General features: G+C 68.5%; 12 protein-coding genes. 9 read left to right on the top strand and 3 right to left on the bottom strand.

Annotated features, from left to right (window positions below; translation table 11 throughout):
- Positions 1 to 213: 213 nt before the first annotated feature.
- Both U5O44_RS02135 and U5O44_RS02130 read left to right on the top strand, forming a co-directional pair.
- A complete protein-coding gene (locus U5O44_RS02135; RefSeq protein WP_322586814.1) occupies positions 214 to 1515 on the top strand; it encodes a cation:proton antiporter in 1302 nt (433 codons plus the stop codon).
- Between the two features lie 21 nt (positions 1516 to 1536).
- The gene (locus U5O44_RS02130) at positions 1537 to 2673 is read left to right on the top strand and encodes a YbdK family carboxylate-amine ligase (protein ID WP_322586813.1); all 1137 of its coding nucleotides are present in this window, start codon (positions 1537 to 1539) and stop codon (positions 2671 to 2673) included.
- Between the two features lie 31 nt (positions 2674 to 2704).
- Here U5O44_RS02130 and lnt read toward each other — a convergent pair whose 3' ends face one another.
- Positions 2705 to 4243, bottom strand: a complete 1539-nt coding sequence (gene lnt / locus U5O44_RS02125; RefSeq protein WP_322586812.1) for an apolipoprotein N-acyltransferase — start codon at positions 4241 to 4243, stop codon at positions 2705 to 2707.
- On the bottom strand, positions 4236 to 5123 hold the full coding sequence (locus U5O44_RS02120; protein WP_416222107.1) for an HlyC/CorC family transporter: 888 nt from the start codon (positions 5121 to 5123) through the stop codon (positions 4236 to 4238). The genes lnt and U5O44_RS02120 overlap by 8 nt, the downstream gene beginning before the upstream one ends.
- Positions 5124 to 5302: 179 nt before the next feature.
- Here U5O44_RS02120 and U5O44_RS02115 point away from each other — a divergent pair, with 179 nt between their 5' ends.
- The 7 genes from U5O44_RS02115 (at position 5303) to U5O44_RS02085 (ending at position 13771) form a co-directional block, all read left to right on the top strand.
- Positions 5303 to 6358, top strand: a complete 1056-nt coding sequence (locus U5O44_RS02115; RefSeq protein ID WP_322586811.1) for a CobW family GTP-binding protein — start codon at positions 5303 to 5305, stop codon at positions 6356 to 6358.
- A 138-nt stretch (positions 6359 to 6496) separates the two neighbouring features.
- The gene (gene dksA, locus U5O44_RS02110) at positions 6497 to 6970 is read left to right on the top strand and encodes an RNA polymerase-binding protein DksA (RefSeq protein WP_322586810.1); all 474 of its coding nucleotides are present in this window, start codon (positions 6497 to 6499) and stop codon (positions 6968 to 6970) included.
- Positions 6971 to 6998: 28 nt separating this feature from the next.
- Positions 6999 to 8795, top strand: coding sequence for a hypothetical protein (locus U5O44_RS02105; protein WP_322586809.1), 1797 nt, complete (start codon positions 6999 to 7001; stop codon positions 8793 to 8795).
- Positions 8796 to 8864: 69 nt separating this feature from the next.
- Entirely contained in the window at positions 8865 to 9407 is a 543-nt protein-coding gene (hslV, locus tag U5O44_RS02100) for an ATP-dependent protease subunit HslV (RefSeq protein ID WP_322586808.1), read from the top strand.
- A gap of 13 nt (positions 9408 to 9420) precedes the next feature.
- Positions 9421 to 10785: an ATP-dependent protease ATPase subunit HslU gene (gene hslU, locus U5O44_RS02095; protein WP_322586807.1), complete on the top strand. Its 1365-nt coding sequence runs from the start codon at positions 9421 to 9423 to the stop codon at positions 10783 to 10785.
- A 52-nt stretch (positions 10786 to 10837) separates the two neighbouring features.
- Positions 10838 to 12958 carry a putative bifunctional diguanylate cyclase/phosphodiesterase gene (locus U5O44_RS02090; RefSeq protein WP_322586806.1) on the top strand — a complete coding sequence of 707 codons (2121 nt, stop codon included), beginning with the start codon at positions 10838 to 10840 and terminating at the stop codon, positions 12956 to 12958.
- A 30-nt stretch (positions 12959 to 12988) separates the two neighbouring features.
- Positions 12989 to 13771: a potassium channel family protein gene (locus tag U5O44_RS02085; protein ID WP_322586805.1), complete on the top strand. Its 783-nt coding sequence runs from the start codon at positions 12989 to 12991 to the stop codon at positions 13769 to 13771.
- On the opposite strand, the gene U5O44_RS02080 is transcribed toward U5O44_RS02085, so the two are convergent.
- Positions 13759 to 14532 (bottom strand): type III pantothenate kinase, encoded by a 774-nt coding sequence (locus tag U5O44_RS02080; RefSeq protein ID WP_322586804.1) that lies wholly within the window; start codon positions 14530 to 14532, stop codon positions 13759 to 13761. The genes U5O44_RS02085 and U5O44_RS02080 overlap by 13 nt on opposite strands.
- Between the last annotated feature and the right edge of the window lie 41 nt (positions 14533 to 14573).

Below are 14573 nucleotides of genomic sequence, written 5' to 3'. Positions count from 1 at the left end.
CTGACATCAATCGACCATTATCGACTCCGCAGGTTCCTCCCGGCCTTCGCTGCGTCGGCAGAACCCGTTCAGGCCGCTGACGTTGTCACCTTGAGGTACCGGCCGGTCGGTACACTGTGCCCCGCACTGGTGCAATTCGTGAGATTTGTCTCACCAAACACCCATGTGGCTGACCTACAGTCCTTTCCACCCATGACACCGAGGAGACCGGATGTGAACAAGCTAGACGTGTCGCTGCCCCTGGATCCTCTGACGGCAGGTCACCCGGGCGATTTCAGTCTGGACAATCTCGGCGCGATCGGCAGCGAACTGGCACGCTGGCCGATCGAGGCGCTGCGCGGCGCGGACCCGATCATGGGGCTGGCGGTGCTGATGATCGTGGCGCTGCTGGCGGGCGAAGCGGTCCACCGGGTGACACGGCTGCCTCGGGCGCTGGGGGCGATGCTGGTGGGTGCGCTGGCGAGTCCGCTGGCACTGAGCCTGGTGGTCAAGTCCGAGCTGGACCCGTGGAAACCGCTGCTCGACCTGGCAGTGGGCCTGCTGGTGTTCGAGCTGGGCAGCCGCATCCGCCCGCGCTGGCTGGTCGACAACCCCTGGCTGGCGGTCAAGTGTCTGGCCGAGGCGCTGGCCACGGGGCTGGCGGTGGCCGGGGCGCTGGTCTGGATGGGCGTGTCGGTGTCGTCGGCCGGACTGGCCGGGGCGGTGGCGATGGCCAGCTCGCCCGTGATCGCGATGGCCGTGCTCAACGAGTTGCGGCCACGCGGACAGGTCAGCGAGCGGCTGCTGATGATGACGGCGGTGAACACGGTGTGCGCCGTGCTGGCGCTGACGGCATGGCGGGTGCTCGTCACGCTCGACTCGGACGGCTTCGACTGGCAACCCGCGCTGGCGGGCGCCCTCTATGCGCTGTGCGGCTCCTATCTGCTGGGCGCCATCAGCGGGCTGCTGCTGGAGCGACTCAGCCGACAGATCCACGGCCCGGGGCTGGCGGCCCTGCAACTGGCCCTGGTGGTGCTGGCGGCGATGCTGGCAGCGCAGTTCACCGTGTCGCCGCTGCTGGCCTTGCTGATCGCCGGCATGGTGGCACGGGCGCGCATGGGCCACCGGCTGCAGGTGGAGCCGCAGCTCGGCAGTGGCGGCGCCGCGCTGACCCTGCTGCTGCTGGTGACGCTGGGCCTGCTGTCCACGCTGGATGGCCTGTTCGACCTGCTGCCCATGGTCGCGGCCATCATCGGCGCACGTCTGCTCGCCAAGACCGGCACCGTGCTGCTGCTCGCCCGTCCCAGCGGCCTGGGCTGGCGCCAGTCGCTCGGGCTGGGACTGGCACTGCAGCCCGCATCCGGCCTCAGCGTGCTGCTCACCAGCAACACGCTGGGCTGGCCGAGTTCGCTGCCGCTGCCGGACTCGACCCTGCTGCAGGCCTTGCTGATCGCGCTGACGCTGATGCAGCTGAGCGGGCCGATCTGGCTGCAGCTCGGCCTCGGCGTGGTCGCCCGCGAGACGCGCGACGCCTGAAACCTGACACAAGGACACGCCATGCCGCTGCAGGAATTCACCACCTCCGAGTCACTGACCATCGGCGTCGAGCTGGAGTTGCAGATCATCTCCACGCACGACCACGACCTGATCCCGCAGGCGCAGGATCTGCTGCGCGAGACCGCCCGCCACACCGGCGCCTGGGACATCAAGCCCGAGATCACCCGCTCGATGATCGAGATCGGCACGTCGATCCAGCGCGAGCACGGCCCGCTGGTGGCCGAGCTGCGCGATATGCGCGACCAGCTCGTGCGCGCGGCGCGGCGGCTCAACATCGAGATCGCCGGCGGCGGCACCCACGCCTTCCAGCACTGGAGCGAGCAGCAGATCTACCCCGGCGAGCGCTTCCACTACATCAGCGATCTCTACGGCTACCTCGCCAAGCAGTTCACCGTCTTCGGCCAGCACGTCCACGTCGGCTGCCCGAACGGCGACGACGCGCTGTGGCTGCTGCACGCGCTGTCGCGGTACGTGCCGCATTTCATCGCGCTGTCGGCCTCCTCGCCCTTCGTGCAGGGGCAGGACACCGGCTTCGACTCGGCGCGGCTGAACTCGGTGTTCGCGTTCCCGCTGTCGGGGCGGGCGCCGTTCGTGCGGAGCTGGGACGAGTTCGGCGGCTACTTCGACAAGATGACCGCCACCGGCGTCGTCCAGTCGATGAAGGACTTCTACTGGGACATCCGCCCCAAGCCCGAGTACGGCACGATCGAGCTGCGTGTGTGCGACACACCGCTGACGGTGGAGAAGGCGGCGGCGCTGGCGTGTTACCTGCAGGCGATCTGCCGCTACCTGATCGAGGAGCGGCCATTCGAGCCGGTCGAGGACGACTACCTCGTCTACACCTACAACCGCTTCCAGGCCTGCCGCTTCGGGCTGCAGGGCGACATCGTCAACCCGCAGACCAAGCAGCGCGGCAAGCTGCGCGACGACATCGTGCGCACGCTGGCACGGGTGGAGACGCATGCGGTCGACCTGAAGTCGTGGGAGGCGTGCCAGTTGCTGCGTGAGTCGCTCGGCGAGGGCAATGATGCGCAGTGGCTGCGGCGGCAGCGGGGAGCGGGACAGGATGTGCCGCTGTCGGAGGTGGTGGAAGCGGCGGCGCGGCGCTGGACCCAGAGCCCGCCCTCCTCGCGCTGACCCACACCCGCCGCATCCGCCGCACCCTGGGTCAGCCCCGGCGACGCGCGCCCCAGCCGGCGGCCAGCAGGCCCAGGCTCCCCAGCGCCCACAACGGCCACAGCCCGAACCGCCCCGCCCACCAGGCAAACGGCGTCGTGCCCTCGCGCCCCTGCACCCGCGCCTCCAGCACGCCGCGCACATGCGGCACCAGCCGGTGCGTCACCACACCGCGGTGGTCGATCGCCACCGTCGCCCCCGTGTTGGTGGCGCGCACCATCGGCCGCTGCAACTCCAGCGCGCGCATGCGCGAGATCCGCAGGTGCTGGTCCACCGCGACCGATTCACCGAACCAGCCGATGTTGCTGACGTTGGCCAGCACGGTCGGCGCCGTCGCCTCATCCACGAAACGGGCGGCCAGTTCCTCGCCGAACAAGTCCTCGTAGCAGATGTTCGGCCCGACCCGCTCGCCGCGGACCGGGAACGACGCCGATACCAGCGGTCCACGGGCGAAGTCGCCCAGCGGCATCTGCATCATGTCGACGAACCAGCGGAAGCCCAGCGGGATGAACTCACCGAACGGCACGAGGTGGTGCTTGTCGTAGCGGTAGAACGGCGCGTCCACCCCGGCGCCCAGACCGGCCACCGAGTTGGTGTAGCCCTGCTGGGCGTCGCCCAGCGGCACACCGATCAACGCACGGGTGTCGCGCTCGCCGAAGTGGTCCGTCAGCGCCCGCCACAGCCCCTCTGGCAACTGCGAAGGCAGCAGCGGAATGGCGGTTTCGGGCGCGATCACCAGGTCCGCCTTCGACGCGAGCAGCGCCTTGAGGTGCCAGTCCAGTGTCTCGGGCAAGCGGCTGAAGTCGAACTTCTCGTCCTGCGGCACATTGCCCTGCAGCAGCGTCACCGACAGCTCACCACGAGCCTGTGTGAACTCGCCGCCACGGCCTCCGGGCAAACCAGCCAATGCGGCCACCGCCAGCACCGCGGCAACCCGGCCGCGCCACCCGGCCGACGCCAGCCCATGCTGCACCAGCCAGCCCAGCGCCGCCGCCACCGCACCGATGCCGTACACCCCGGCCCAGGGCGCCAGCGCCGCCAGCGGTCCCTCCACATGGGCATAGCCCGCCGCGCCCCAGGGAAAGCCGGTGAACACCACGCCGCGCCCCAGTTCGGCCAGCAGCCACAGCCCACTCCAGAGCAGCAGGTCCGGCCCCAGCCGCCCGCATCGCCAGCGGGCGAACAGGACCATCGCCAGCACCAGATACGCGGACAGCGCCACCGCCAGCAAGCCCACCGCCAGCGCGGCCAGCCAGGCTGGCAGATGGCCGTAGCGGTGCATGCTGATGAACAGCCACCAGAACGTGCCGCTCAGCCAGGCCACGCTGAACGCGAGGCCGATCCAGCCCGCCCGCGGCCGGGCCGAGCCCGCGATCAGCCACGCCAGCACCGCCACCGACAGCACCTGCAGCCAGCCGAGTGCCAGCGGCCCCATCGCCCAGGCCTGCGCCCCACCCGCCAGCAAGGCGAGCCCGACGGGCGCCCATCCGCGCCCCGACCACCCGCTGTGCGCCGGTCCCGCCTCAGCCACCCGCGCTCTCGTCCTGCGACAGCCGCACCACCTTGAACCAGCGCACCGCACCGCCCCGGGTCAGCATCACCGAGAAGCGCAGCGGGCCGACATCGACGATCTCTCCGCGCCGCGGCACCTGGCCATTGCGGTGCGCGACGAGGCCTCCGATGGTCTCGATGCCGTCTTCGGCCAGATCGATCGAGAAGTGGGCGTTGATGGCCTCGATCGACGCATCACCCGGCACCCGGCAGCTGCCATCGGCCAGCATGTACAGACCGGACTCGCTGACCTTGTCATCGAACTCGTCCTCGATCTCGCCGACGATCTCCTCCAGCACATCCTCGATCGTGATGAGGCCGGCGAGGGCGCCGAACTCGTCGATGACGATGGCCAGGTGGTTGCGGTTCGAGCGGAAATCGCGCAGCAGTTCGTTGAGCCCCTTCGACTCCGGCACGAACAGCGCCGGGCGCAGCAGCGTGCGCAGGTGCAGGTCCGGCGAGCGCTGGACCTTGAGCAGATCCTTGGCCATCAGCACGCCGACGATGTTGTCGCGCTCGCCCTCGAACACCGGGAAACGGGAATGTCCCGTGTCGATGACGCTGGCGAGCACCTCGTCGTAGGTCGAGGCGATGTCGAGCAGGTCCATGCGGGGCGCGGCCACCATCGCATCACCGGCCGTCAGGTCGGCCATGCGTAACACACCTTCGAGCATCGAGCGCGATTCCGGGTCGATCAGCTCGCGCTTCTCGGCATCGGCCAGCGTCTCCATCAGCTCGTCGCGCGAGTCGGGACCAGGGGAAATGAATTCGATCACCCGCTCGAACAGCGTGCGGTGATCGTGTGGAGTGCCCCGTCCGGATTCGCGGCCGAAACGGTGACTCTGCTGGGGATCGGACACGATCAGGTGCCGGTAGTCATCATGTGCCGAGAATACCCGATGATGGTGACCGCACAGTACCGGGGTGACTCCGGAGGCCGGCCGGGGAGGATGCCTTGACACATCCGGGGGCTTGACAGACAGTCGACAATTCGATTTCCGCTTCTTGCTCTCTCCCGCCCCACAGCGCGCGCCCACCCATGTCCACAGGCCTCATCCCCGCCACCATCCTCACCGGCTTCCTCGGCTCTGGCAAGACGACGCTGCTCAAGCGCATCCTGACGGAAGCCCACGGCCAGAAGATCGCCGTGATCGAGAACGAGTTCGGCGAAGAGAACATCGACAACGACATCCTCGTCGGCGACACCGAAGAACAGATCATCCAGCTCAGCAACGGCTGCGTCTGCTGCACGATCCGCGAAGACCTGCGCTCCACCTTGTCCGACCTGGCCGCCAAGCGCCGCAAGGGCGAGCTGGTGTTCGACCGTGTCGTGATCGAGACGACCGGCCTGGCCGATCCGGGCCCGGTGGCACAGACCTTCTTCATGGACGACGAGGTCGCCGAGAGCTACCTGCTCGACTCCGTCCTGACGCTGGTCGATGCCGTCCACGCCCAGAAGCAGCTCGACGACCGCCAGGAAGCGCGCCGCCAGATCGGTTTCGCCGATCGGATCTTCATCAGCAAGGCCGATCTGTCCGATGCAGCGGCGCTCGATGCGCTGTCACACCGCCTGAAGCACATGAATCCGCGCGCGCCGCAACGCCGGGTCAATTTCGGCGATGTGCCGATCGCACAGGTGTTCGACCTGCACGGCTTCAACCTGAACGCCAAGCTGGAGATCGACCCGGAGTTCCTGGCCGCTGCGGACCATGGCCACCACCATGCGCACGATGACCACCACGGTCACGACCATGGCCCCGGCGAACACTGCGATCACCCACACCACCATCACCACGACGACGACGTCAAGTCCTTCGTCTTCCGCGCGGACAAGGCCTTCAACCCGGCCAAGCTGGAGGACTTCCTCGGCTCCATCGTGCAGATCTACGGCCCGCGCATGCTGCGCTACAAGGGCGTGCTGAACATGAAGGGCACCGAGCGCAAGGTCATCTTCCAGGGCGTGCACCAGCTGATGGGCAGCGACCTGGGCCCGAAATGGCTGCCCGGCGAGAAGCGCCAGAGCAAGATGGTGTTCATCGGCATCGACCTGCCGGGTGACGTGTTCCAGCAAGGATTGGCACAGTGTCTCGTGTGATGCGCCGCACACCGGGTTGCGCCCCTGCCGACGGGTCTCAGCCTGCGTCAGGCTGAGGTGGATACAATCCGCGCGCCCGGAATCGGCCCTGACAGGTGGCCGCCACGATTTCACCCTTGATTGCCACCCGAGTCTCCCATGCCCCAGAACGACCCCAAGACCGACCCGACCCTCGCCAACGCCTGGAAGACCAAAGCAGGACGCGACCTGACGGAAGCCGAGCTGATGGCCATGCCGGAGAGCGAGTACATGAGCGAGCAGCAGCTCGACTTCTTCCGTGCCTGCCTGAAGAAGCAGAAGGACGACCTGCTGGCCAATGCAGGCGAGACGACCGAGCACCTGCGCGAGGACACGTCCATCGTCCCCGATCCGGCGGATCGCGCCACGATCGAGGAAGAGCACGCGCTGGAGCTGCGCACCCGCGACCGCGAGCGCAAGCTGCTGAAGAAGATCACCCAGTCGCTCAGCCGCATCGAATCCGGTGACTATGGTTACTGTGATGAAACCGGTGAACCGATCGGCCTGGGCCGCCTGCTGGCACGTCCGACCGCTACACTGTCGCTGGAAGCGCAGCAGCGCAGGGAACTGAAACAAAAACTCTTCGGCGACTGAGCACCCGGGCCCGGCCGCACACCCAGACATGGCTGACCCCAAGGATCCTCCCAAGAGCGGATTTTTCCGCAAGGTGGTGCGCTTTGCGCTCAACCCGACCACCGACTGGGCAGACCTGAATGCTGCGGGCGCGGACAGCAAGGAAGACGACTACGCCAAGTCCGAACTCAAAGCGATGATCGAGCGCAAGCGGCGCAACGACTTCGTCCGCAAGCGCGAGTTCGACACGCTGCGCAAGATCCGCCGCGAAGGTCTGACTGGCGAAGGACTGGCCGGTCTGGACGGCCTGTCCCACCTCGACGACTCCGAGGTGCGCAGCCAGGACAGCTACGCCACCCGCCCGGACAGCGACGACGTCAAGGACAAGATCGACGCCATCGAGCGCCAGATGGTGGGCGAATCGAACGGCTCGGCCCCGCGCCGCAATGCGGCGGCGACGGTGGGACGCCAGGCCTCGACAGCCCGCACCGAATCCTTCTTCGGCGCGACCACTGCACCGCAGGTCATGGCCACCCATCCGCAGCTCTCCGACGCCTTCAAGCCGACGACGCCGATGCAGATGGAGTCGGAGCTCATCGGGTATGAAGCCCAGTCCCGGGGCATCTCGCTGCGGTCGATGTCCACCACCTCCCCGTCGACCTTGTCCACAGGCGCTGCTCGCCTGTCGCCCGGCCGCATCAGCAGTGTCCACGGTCCGATGGACGACAGTCCGCCGCACAGCATCGAAGTCACCGAACTGGCGCACGACCCGGACCTCGACGAGGCCGTCATCGCCTTTGCCAATGCCGATTTCGAGCTGTGCGAACGCTCGCTGCACAGCCTCATCAGCCTGAGCGGCCCGCGGGCCCAGCACGCCGAGACCTGGTACGCGCTGTTCGACCTCTACCGTGCCATCGGACAACAGACCAAGTTCGAGTCGCTGGCCCTGGACTACACCCAGCGCTTCGGCTGGTCGCCACCGCAGTGGTATTCGCTGCCACGGCTGGTGGCGGACGCCGTGGCCAGCGAGCGGGCGCGCCCCACCCAGCGCGGCAACAGCCAGTTCGACGGCACGGTCGGCTGGGTGGCACCCGACTTCATCGACGCGGATGCCGTCACGCAGTTGCGCTCGCAGCTGCTGCAGATGCCGCTGCCCTGGGTACTCGACTGGCGCCACACGCGCCACATCGACGCGCAGGCCGCCAGCGCGCTGCACCGCCTGCTGAAGGACTGGGCCGACGAGCCGATCGAGATGTGCTGGCTCGGCGGCAATTCGCTGTTCGCGCTGCTGGCCGATCTGTCGCCGACGGGCGTGCGCGATGCCGATCCTGCGTACTGGATGCTGCGCCTCGAAGCCCTGCGCCTGACCCACCGGGCGCTCGACTTCGACCAGGTCGCCATCGACTACTGCATGACCTACGAGGTCTCGCCACCGTCCTGGGCACCGTCGCGCTGCGTGCTGCGCCTGTCCGACGAAACCGGGCGGACGGTCGCCCCCGTCTCCGGCGTGGCCGAAGTCGTGACCGGATTCATGGAATCGCAGACACCCGACGAAGGCCTGCTGGAAATCGCCACGGTCGAGCTGAACGGCCAGCTCATCGGCGACATCGGCAACCTGCTCAAGGGCATGGACCAGCAGATCGGCAAGTCGACGCTGATCCAGGTCTCCTGCACGCGCCTGATCCGCATCGACTTCATCGCCGCGGGCGATCTGCTCAACTGGGTGCTGTCCCGCCACGCCGAGGGGCGCAACGTCAGCTTCGTCGACGCCCACCGACTGGTGGCGCTGTTCTGCGGCGCCATGGGCATCAGCGAACACGCCCGCGTCACGGTCCGGAACTTCTGACCCGGCGCTGATCCCCGGGCCAGGCCGCGCAGCCGCACGTGCCAGCCCCTTCACAGGAAACCTTTCTCCATGTCCACCGAGTCCTATCACGGCACCACCATCGTCAGCGTGCGCCGCGGCAACACCGTGGCCATCGGCGGTGACGGCCAGGTCACGCTCGGCCACATCATCGTCAAGGCCAGCGCGCGCAAGGTGCGCAAGCTGCACCGCGACCAGGTGCTGGCCGGCTTCGCAGGCGCCACCGCCGACGCCTTCACGCTGTTCGAGCGCTTCGAGGCCAAGCTCGAAAAACACCAGGGCCACCTCGTGCGCGCCGCCGTCGAGCTGACCCGCGACTGGCGCACCGACCGCGTGCTGCGCCGCCTCGAAGCCATGCTGGCGGTGGCCGACCGCACCGCCTCGCTCATCATCACGGGCAACGGCGACGTGCTGGAGCCGGAGCACGGCATCGTGGCGATCGGCTCGGGCGGCGCCTACGCGCAGGCCGCCGCCCGCGCGCTGCTGCAGCACACCGAGATGGCGCCGGCCGAGGTCGTCAAGCGCTCGCTGGAGATCGCCGGCGACCTGTGCATCTACACCAACCAGTCCCACACCATCGAGACGCTCGACTGAGCCAGAACCGACCATGAGCGCCATGACCCCGCAGGAAATCGTCTCCGAACTCGACCGCCACATCGTCGGCCAGCACGCCGCCAAGCGCGCCGTCGCCATCGCGCTGCGCAACCGCTGGCGCAGGCAACAGGTCGACGCCACGCTGCGCCACGAGATCACGCCCAAGAACATCCTGATGATCGGCCCGACCGGCGTCGGCAAGACCGAGATCGCCCGCCGGCTGGCCCGGCTGGCGGACGCGCCCTTCATCAAGGTCGAGGCCACCAAGTTCACCGAGGTCGGCTATGTCGGCAAGGACGTGGACACCATCATCCGCGACCTGGTCGAGAGTGCCGTCAAGCTGGAGCGCGAGCGCCAGGTCACCCTGATGCGCCACCGCGCCGAAGACGCGGCCGAGGACCGCATCCTCGACGTGCTGGTGCCGCCAGCACGTCCGGCGACGTCCGGCGGACTGGGTTTCGGTTTCGGAGAAGCGCCGGCGCCCGCTCCCGCCCCGGTCGACAGCGCCGCACGCCAGACCTTCCGCAAGCGCCTGCGCGAAGGCACGATGGAGGACAAGGAGATCGAGATCGACCTGGCCGAGGCGCGGCAGGCGGTCGAGATCATGGGCCCGGCCGGCATGGAAGACATGGCCGAGCAGCTCAAGGGCATGTTCTCCCAGCTCGGTCAGAGCCGCCGCAAGACGCGCAAGCTCACCATCGCCGAGGCCCGCCGCCTGCTGATCGACGAGGAAGCGCAGCGCCTGGTCAACGACGAGGAGATCGTGACCCGCGCACTGCACAACACCGAGCAGAACGGCATTGTCTTCCTCGACGAGATCGACAAGGTCACCAGCCGCAGCGAGTCGCAGGGCGCCGACGTGTCGCGCCAGGGCGTGCAGCGCGACCTGCTGCCGCTGGTCGAGGGCACCACCGTCAAGACCAAGCACGGCATGGTCAAGACCGACCACATCCTGTTCATCGCGTCGGGCGCCTTCCACCTGTCCAGGCCGAGCGATCTGATTCCCGAACTGCAGGGCCGCTTCCCGATCCGGGTGGAACTGTCCTCGCTGAGCGTGGACGACTTCGAAGCCATCCTCTCCAGCACCCACGCCAGCCTGATCAAGCAGTACCAGGCGCTGCTGGCCACCGAAGGCGTGACGCTGGAGTTCACCCCCGACGCCATCCGCCGCCTCGCCGAGACCGCCCACGGCGTCAACGAGCGCACCGAGAACATCGGCGCGCGCCGGCTCTCGACGGTGCTGGAGCGGCTGCTGGACGAGATATCGTTTGACGCACCGCAGCGTGCCGGCCAGACGGTCTCCATCGATGCCGCCGAAGTGGAAAAGCGCCTCGGTGCCCTGGCTGGCAACGAAGATCTGTCGCGCTACATCCTCTGAGACCATGGCCGTGACCCCGGAACCCGGGGGTACATGGTTGTCTGACGAGTGGATGGCCGTCGGTATCATCGACGTCATGCCGTTGCCCAAGCCTCCCTTTGCAGACCTGCCCGCCACCGGGGCGGGCTCGCTCGACGCCGGGCAGGACCGGGACAAGCTGTGCCGCATGGCCGACAGCGCGCCGGTCATGATGGCCTACTTCGACGGCATGCGGCAGCTATGTACCTATGCCAACCAGACCTTCATGCAGGGTCTGTGCGACCCGGCGCGCTCGCCACTGGGTCGGGCGCTGGCCGATGTGCTGCTGCCGGAACTGGCCGATCAGCTCGCCCCTGTGCTGACCGGCACCCTGCAGGACGGTCAGGCCCTCACGCTGGAGCAGCCGCTGGCCCTGCGCGATGGCCAGCGCCTGTGGGTCGAGATCACGCTCACGCCCCACCTCGATCCGCAGGGCCGCCGCTCCGGCGTCTACGTGCTCATCGTCGACCAGAGCCGCCACCATGCCGCCGAGCGCGCACTGCTCGAATCCGAAGAGCGTCTGAACAAGTTCCTGCAAGCCGGTGTCGAAGGGATCTTCTTCCACCGGGACGGTCACATCGCCGATGCCAACCCCGCCCTGTGCGAACTGGTCGGTCTGTCGCTGCACGACCTGCTGGGCCGGCCGGCCCTGATGCTGATCGCGCCGGAGCACCACACCCGCACGGTGCGGCAACTCGACGGCCAGCAGGACATCACCTTCGAAACCAGCGTGGTCCACCAGGACGGCACGCGCATCCCCGTCGAAGTGATCGACCGCGGCACCATGCAGCATGGCGAGCCGATGCGCATGGCCGTGGTGCGTGACATCCGCGACCGCCACGCCACCCAGGCCCGGCTGCACTACCTCGTCCACCACGACGCGCTCACCGGCCTGCCCAACCGCGCCGCCTTCCTCGCCCAGCTCGACCACCTGATGGTCGCCGCGCGCGCCTCCGACACCCAGCTCGCCCTGCTCTTCATCGACCTGGACCATTTCAAGCGCGTCAACGACTCGGTCGGCCACACCCGTGGTGACGCGCTGCTGAAGACCATCGCGCAGCGCCTGTGCCAGTGCGTGCGCAGCACCGACCGCGTCGCCCGCTTCGGCGGCGACGAGTTCATGGTGCTGCTGCCCGGTGTGCGCGACCGCGAGGCGGTGGTGCGCGTGGCCAGCAAGCTGCTCGATGCGGTGGGCGCGCAGGTGCTGGTCGAGGGCCAGTCGATCTCGGTCACGCCCTCGATCGGCATCGCGCTCTATCCGCAGGACGGCGATGGCCCGGACGTGCTCATCAAGCACGCCGATGCCGCCATGCATGTCGCCAAGGGCCGTGGCCGCACCACCTTCGCCTTCTTCGAACCCGCCGTGGCCACGCAGGCCTACGACAAGCTGATGCTCGAAGGCGAGCTGGGCCATGCCATCACGCACGACGAGTTCGCGCTGCTGTTCCAGCCGCAGGTGCGGGCCTGTGACGGACACCCGGTGGGCGTCGAGGCCCTGATCCGCTGGCAGCACCCGCAGCGCGGGCTGCTGGCGCCCAACGAGTTCATCGCGCTGGCGGAGCAGCACCGGCTGATCGTGCCCATCGGCGCCTGGGTACTGCGGGAAGCCGCGCGGCAGGCCCGCCTGTGGCACGCCGCGGGCTGGCCGCTCACGGTGGCGGTCAACCTGTCGACGCTGCAGTTTCAGGCGCCGGACTTCGTCGACTCCATCCGGACACTGCTCACGGAGACGGACCTGCCCGCCGGCTGGCTGGAGCTGGAACTCACCGAGCGCATGCTGATGGACGATGTGCCGCAGGTGTGCACACGGCTGCAGCAGCTGCGGGCATTGGGCGTGAAGCTCTCGGTGGACGATTTCGGCACCGGCTACTCCTCGCTCAGCCACCTGAAGGAGCTGCCGATCGACGCGATGAAGATCGACCGTTCCTTCGTGCAGGAGCTGCCGCACCAGCGCGAGTCCGCGGCCATCGCCAGCGCCATCATCCAGCTGGCGCGCGGCCTCGGCCTGAGCGTGGTCGCCGAAGGCGTGGAGACGGATGCGCAGCGCACCTTCCTGGTCGACCAGGGCTGTAACCAGCTGCAGGGCATGCTCATCAGCACCCCGCTGACCACGCGCCAGCTGCAGGTCTGGCTGGACGCCCACCGCATCCCCTAGCGGTTCACCCACCTCTGCTACGCTGACCGGATGGACGCCCACCGCCTCCGATCCGCCTTGCAGACCCACTCGGGCACCCAGCCGCTGCGCGCGCTGCGGGACCATGACCGCTGGTTCGTCCTGGGGGCGCTGATCGCCACGATTCCAGCGTTCTACCTGGAAATGCTCACGGGCGAACGCTCCCCGATCGCGTCTGCGGCCTATGTCGTGGCAGCGCTGGCCATGCTGCTGCGGATCGCGCGGCGCAGGGTGCTGATGGCCAGTCGGTCCCGACGGTGGCTGGTGTGGACGCTGATCGCCGGCCTGCTGCTCGCGGCGGCGCTGCCACCCAGTTCGACCTCTTCGCTGGCCCTGTCGCTGCGCCTGCTGACGGCACTGCTGACCCTGCTGCACATGATGTGGCTGCTGCAGCACCTGCTGGCACGCGACAGTCTGCCGGCCTTGCTCGGCACGGCGGTGCTGGTGCTGCTGCTGTGCGGCGCAGGATTCTGGTGGATCGAGCCCCGCACCCCCACGCTGGCCGATGGCCTGTGGCTGGCCTTCACCACCGCGGCCACCGTCGGCTACGGTGACATCGTGCCGAGCACACCAGCGTCCAAGGTGTTCGCCGTGTTCGTGGTGCTGCTGGGCTTCGGCATCCTGTCGCTGGTCACGGCGTCGATCGCGGCCATGTGGGTCGAATCGTCGGAGCGGCGCATGGAGCACGACATCCTGCGCGACCTGCATGCCGAGATCGGGCAGCTGCGCAGCGAACTGCGCGCGACACACGAGGAACTGCGCGCCCTGCAACGCCGGCTGGATCAGCCGCCCTGAGCTGGCCCGGCCGCCGCGAGCTGCAGCAGCCCCTCGAAGACCAGCGTGTCGGTCAGCTCGAAGGGCAGATCGGTCTCCGGCGCCAGCTTGACCGCGGCACCACCGCTCATCAGCAGCACCGGCGGCTCGCCGCAGCGCCGCACGAGATGGCGGTGCATGCGCTCGATGGCGCCGGCAATGCCGTAGGTGCCGCCGCTCATCAGCGCGTCGCTGGTGTTGGTCGGGAATGCGTGCACCTCGCCGGTCGGCACCTTCAGACCGGCCGTGCCCGACTCCATCGCCTTCAGCATCAGCCCGAAGCCCGGCAGGATCAGCCCGCCGAGGAAGCGCCCTTCGGCGTCGAGCGCATCCACCGTGACCGCCGTGCCCACCATCACCACCAGCGCCGGCCGTGGCGCCCCGGACGCCAGCACCCGCGCCCGCGCGCCGATCATCGCCACCCAGCGATCCGAGCCGAGGCGGGCTGGGTGGTCATAGCCGTTGGTGACGCCGCAGGCCACAGGCTGCGACACCACCCAGCGCGGCACCAGATCCCAGAGGTCCAGCTGCTCTTCGGCCCGCCGGCGCACCGCCAGGCCCGCCACCGCGCAGCCCAGCATGTGCGTGGGCGAGGGCAGGCGCGCCCACTCGTCGTCGGCCAGGCGGTCGATGGTTTCAAGGAATGACGCACCATGCGCCAGCAGTTCAGCCCCGGGCCGGGGGGCGGCGTAGAGCCCCCACTTGAGACGGGTATTGCCGATGTCAATGACAAGGAAACTCATGCAGGCATGACCACGACGACGCTACAGACCAAAGACGACCG

The organism is Sphaerotilus sp., assembly GCF_034519685.1.
In the GTDB taxonomy this organism is placed as follows: Bacteria; Pseudomonadota; Gammaproteobacteria; order Burkholderiales; family Burkholderiaceae_C; genus Sphaerotilus.
The sequence above is the reverse complement of the archived record's forward strand: the minus strand, read 5'-3'. Positions and strand labels throughout refer to the sequence as shown.

What these genes read in the sequence shown, in the direction of transcription:
- U5O44_RS02130 (WP_322586813.1), top strand. Translation starts at nt 1,537, where the DNA reads ATGCCGCTGCAGGAATTCACCACCTCCGAGTCACTGACCATCGGCGTC.
- U5O44_RS02115 (WP_322586811.1), top strand. Translation starts at nt 5,303, where the DNA reads ATGTCCACAGGCCTCATCCCCGCCACCATCCTCACCGGCTTCCTCGGC.
- dksA (WP_322586810.1), top strand. Translation starts at nt 6,497, where the DNA reads ATGCCCCAGAACGACCCCAAGACCGACCCGACCCTCGCCAACGCCTGG.
- U5O44_RS02105 (WP_322586809.1), top strand. Translation starts at nt 6,999, where the DNA reads ATGGCTGACCCCAAGGATCCTCCCAAGAGCGGATTTTTCCGCAAGGTG.
- hslV (WP_322586808.1), top strand. Translation starts at nt 8,865, where the DNA reads ATGTCCACCGAGTCCTATCACGGCACCACCATCGTCAGCGTGCGCCGC.
- hslU (WP_322586807.1), top strand. Translation starts at nt 9,421, where the DNA reads ATGAGCGCCATGACCCCGCAGGAAATCGTCTCCGAACTCGACCGCCAC.
- U5O44_RS02090 (WP_322586806.1), top strand. Translation starts at nt 10,838, where the DNA reads ATGGCCGTCGGTATCATCGACGTCATGCCGTTGCCCAAGCCTCCCTTT.
- U5O44_RS02085 (WP_322586805.1), top strand. Translation starts at nt 12,989, where the DNA reads ATGGACGCCCACCGCCTCCGATCCGCCTTGCAGACCCACTCGGGCACC.
- U5O44_RS02080 (WP_322586804.1), bottom strand. Translation starts at nt 14,532, where the DNA reads ATGAGTTTCCTTGTCATTGACATCGGCAATACCCGTCTCAAGTGGGGG.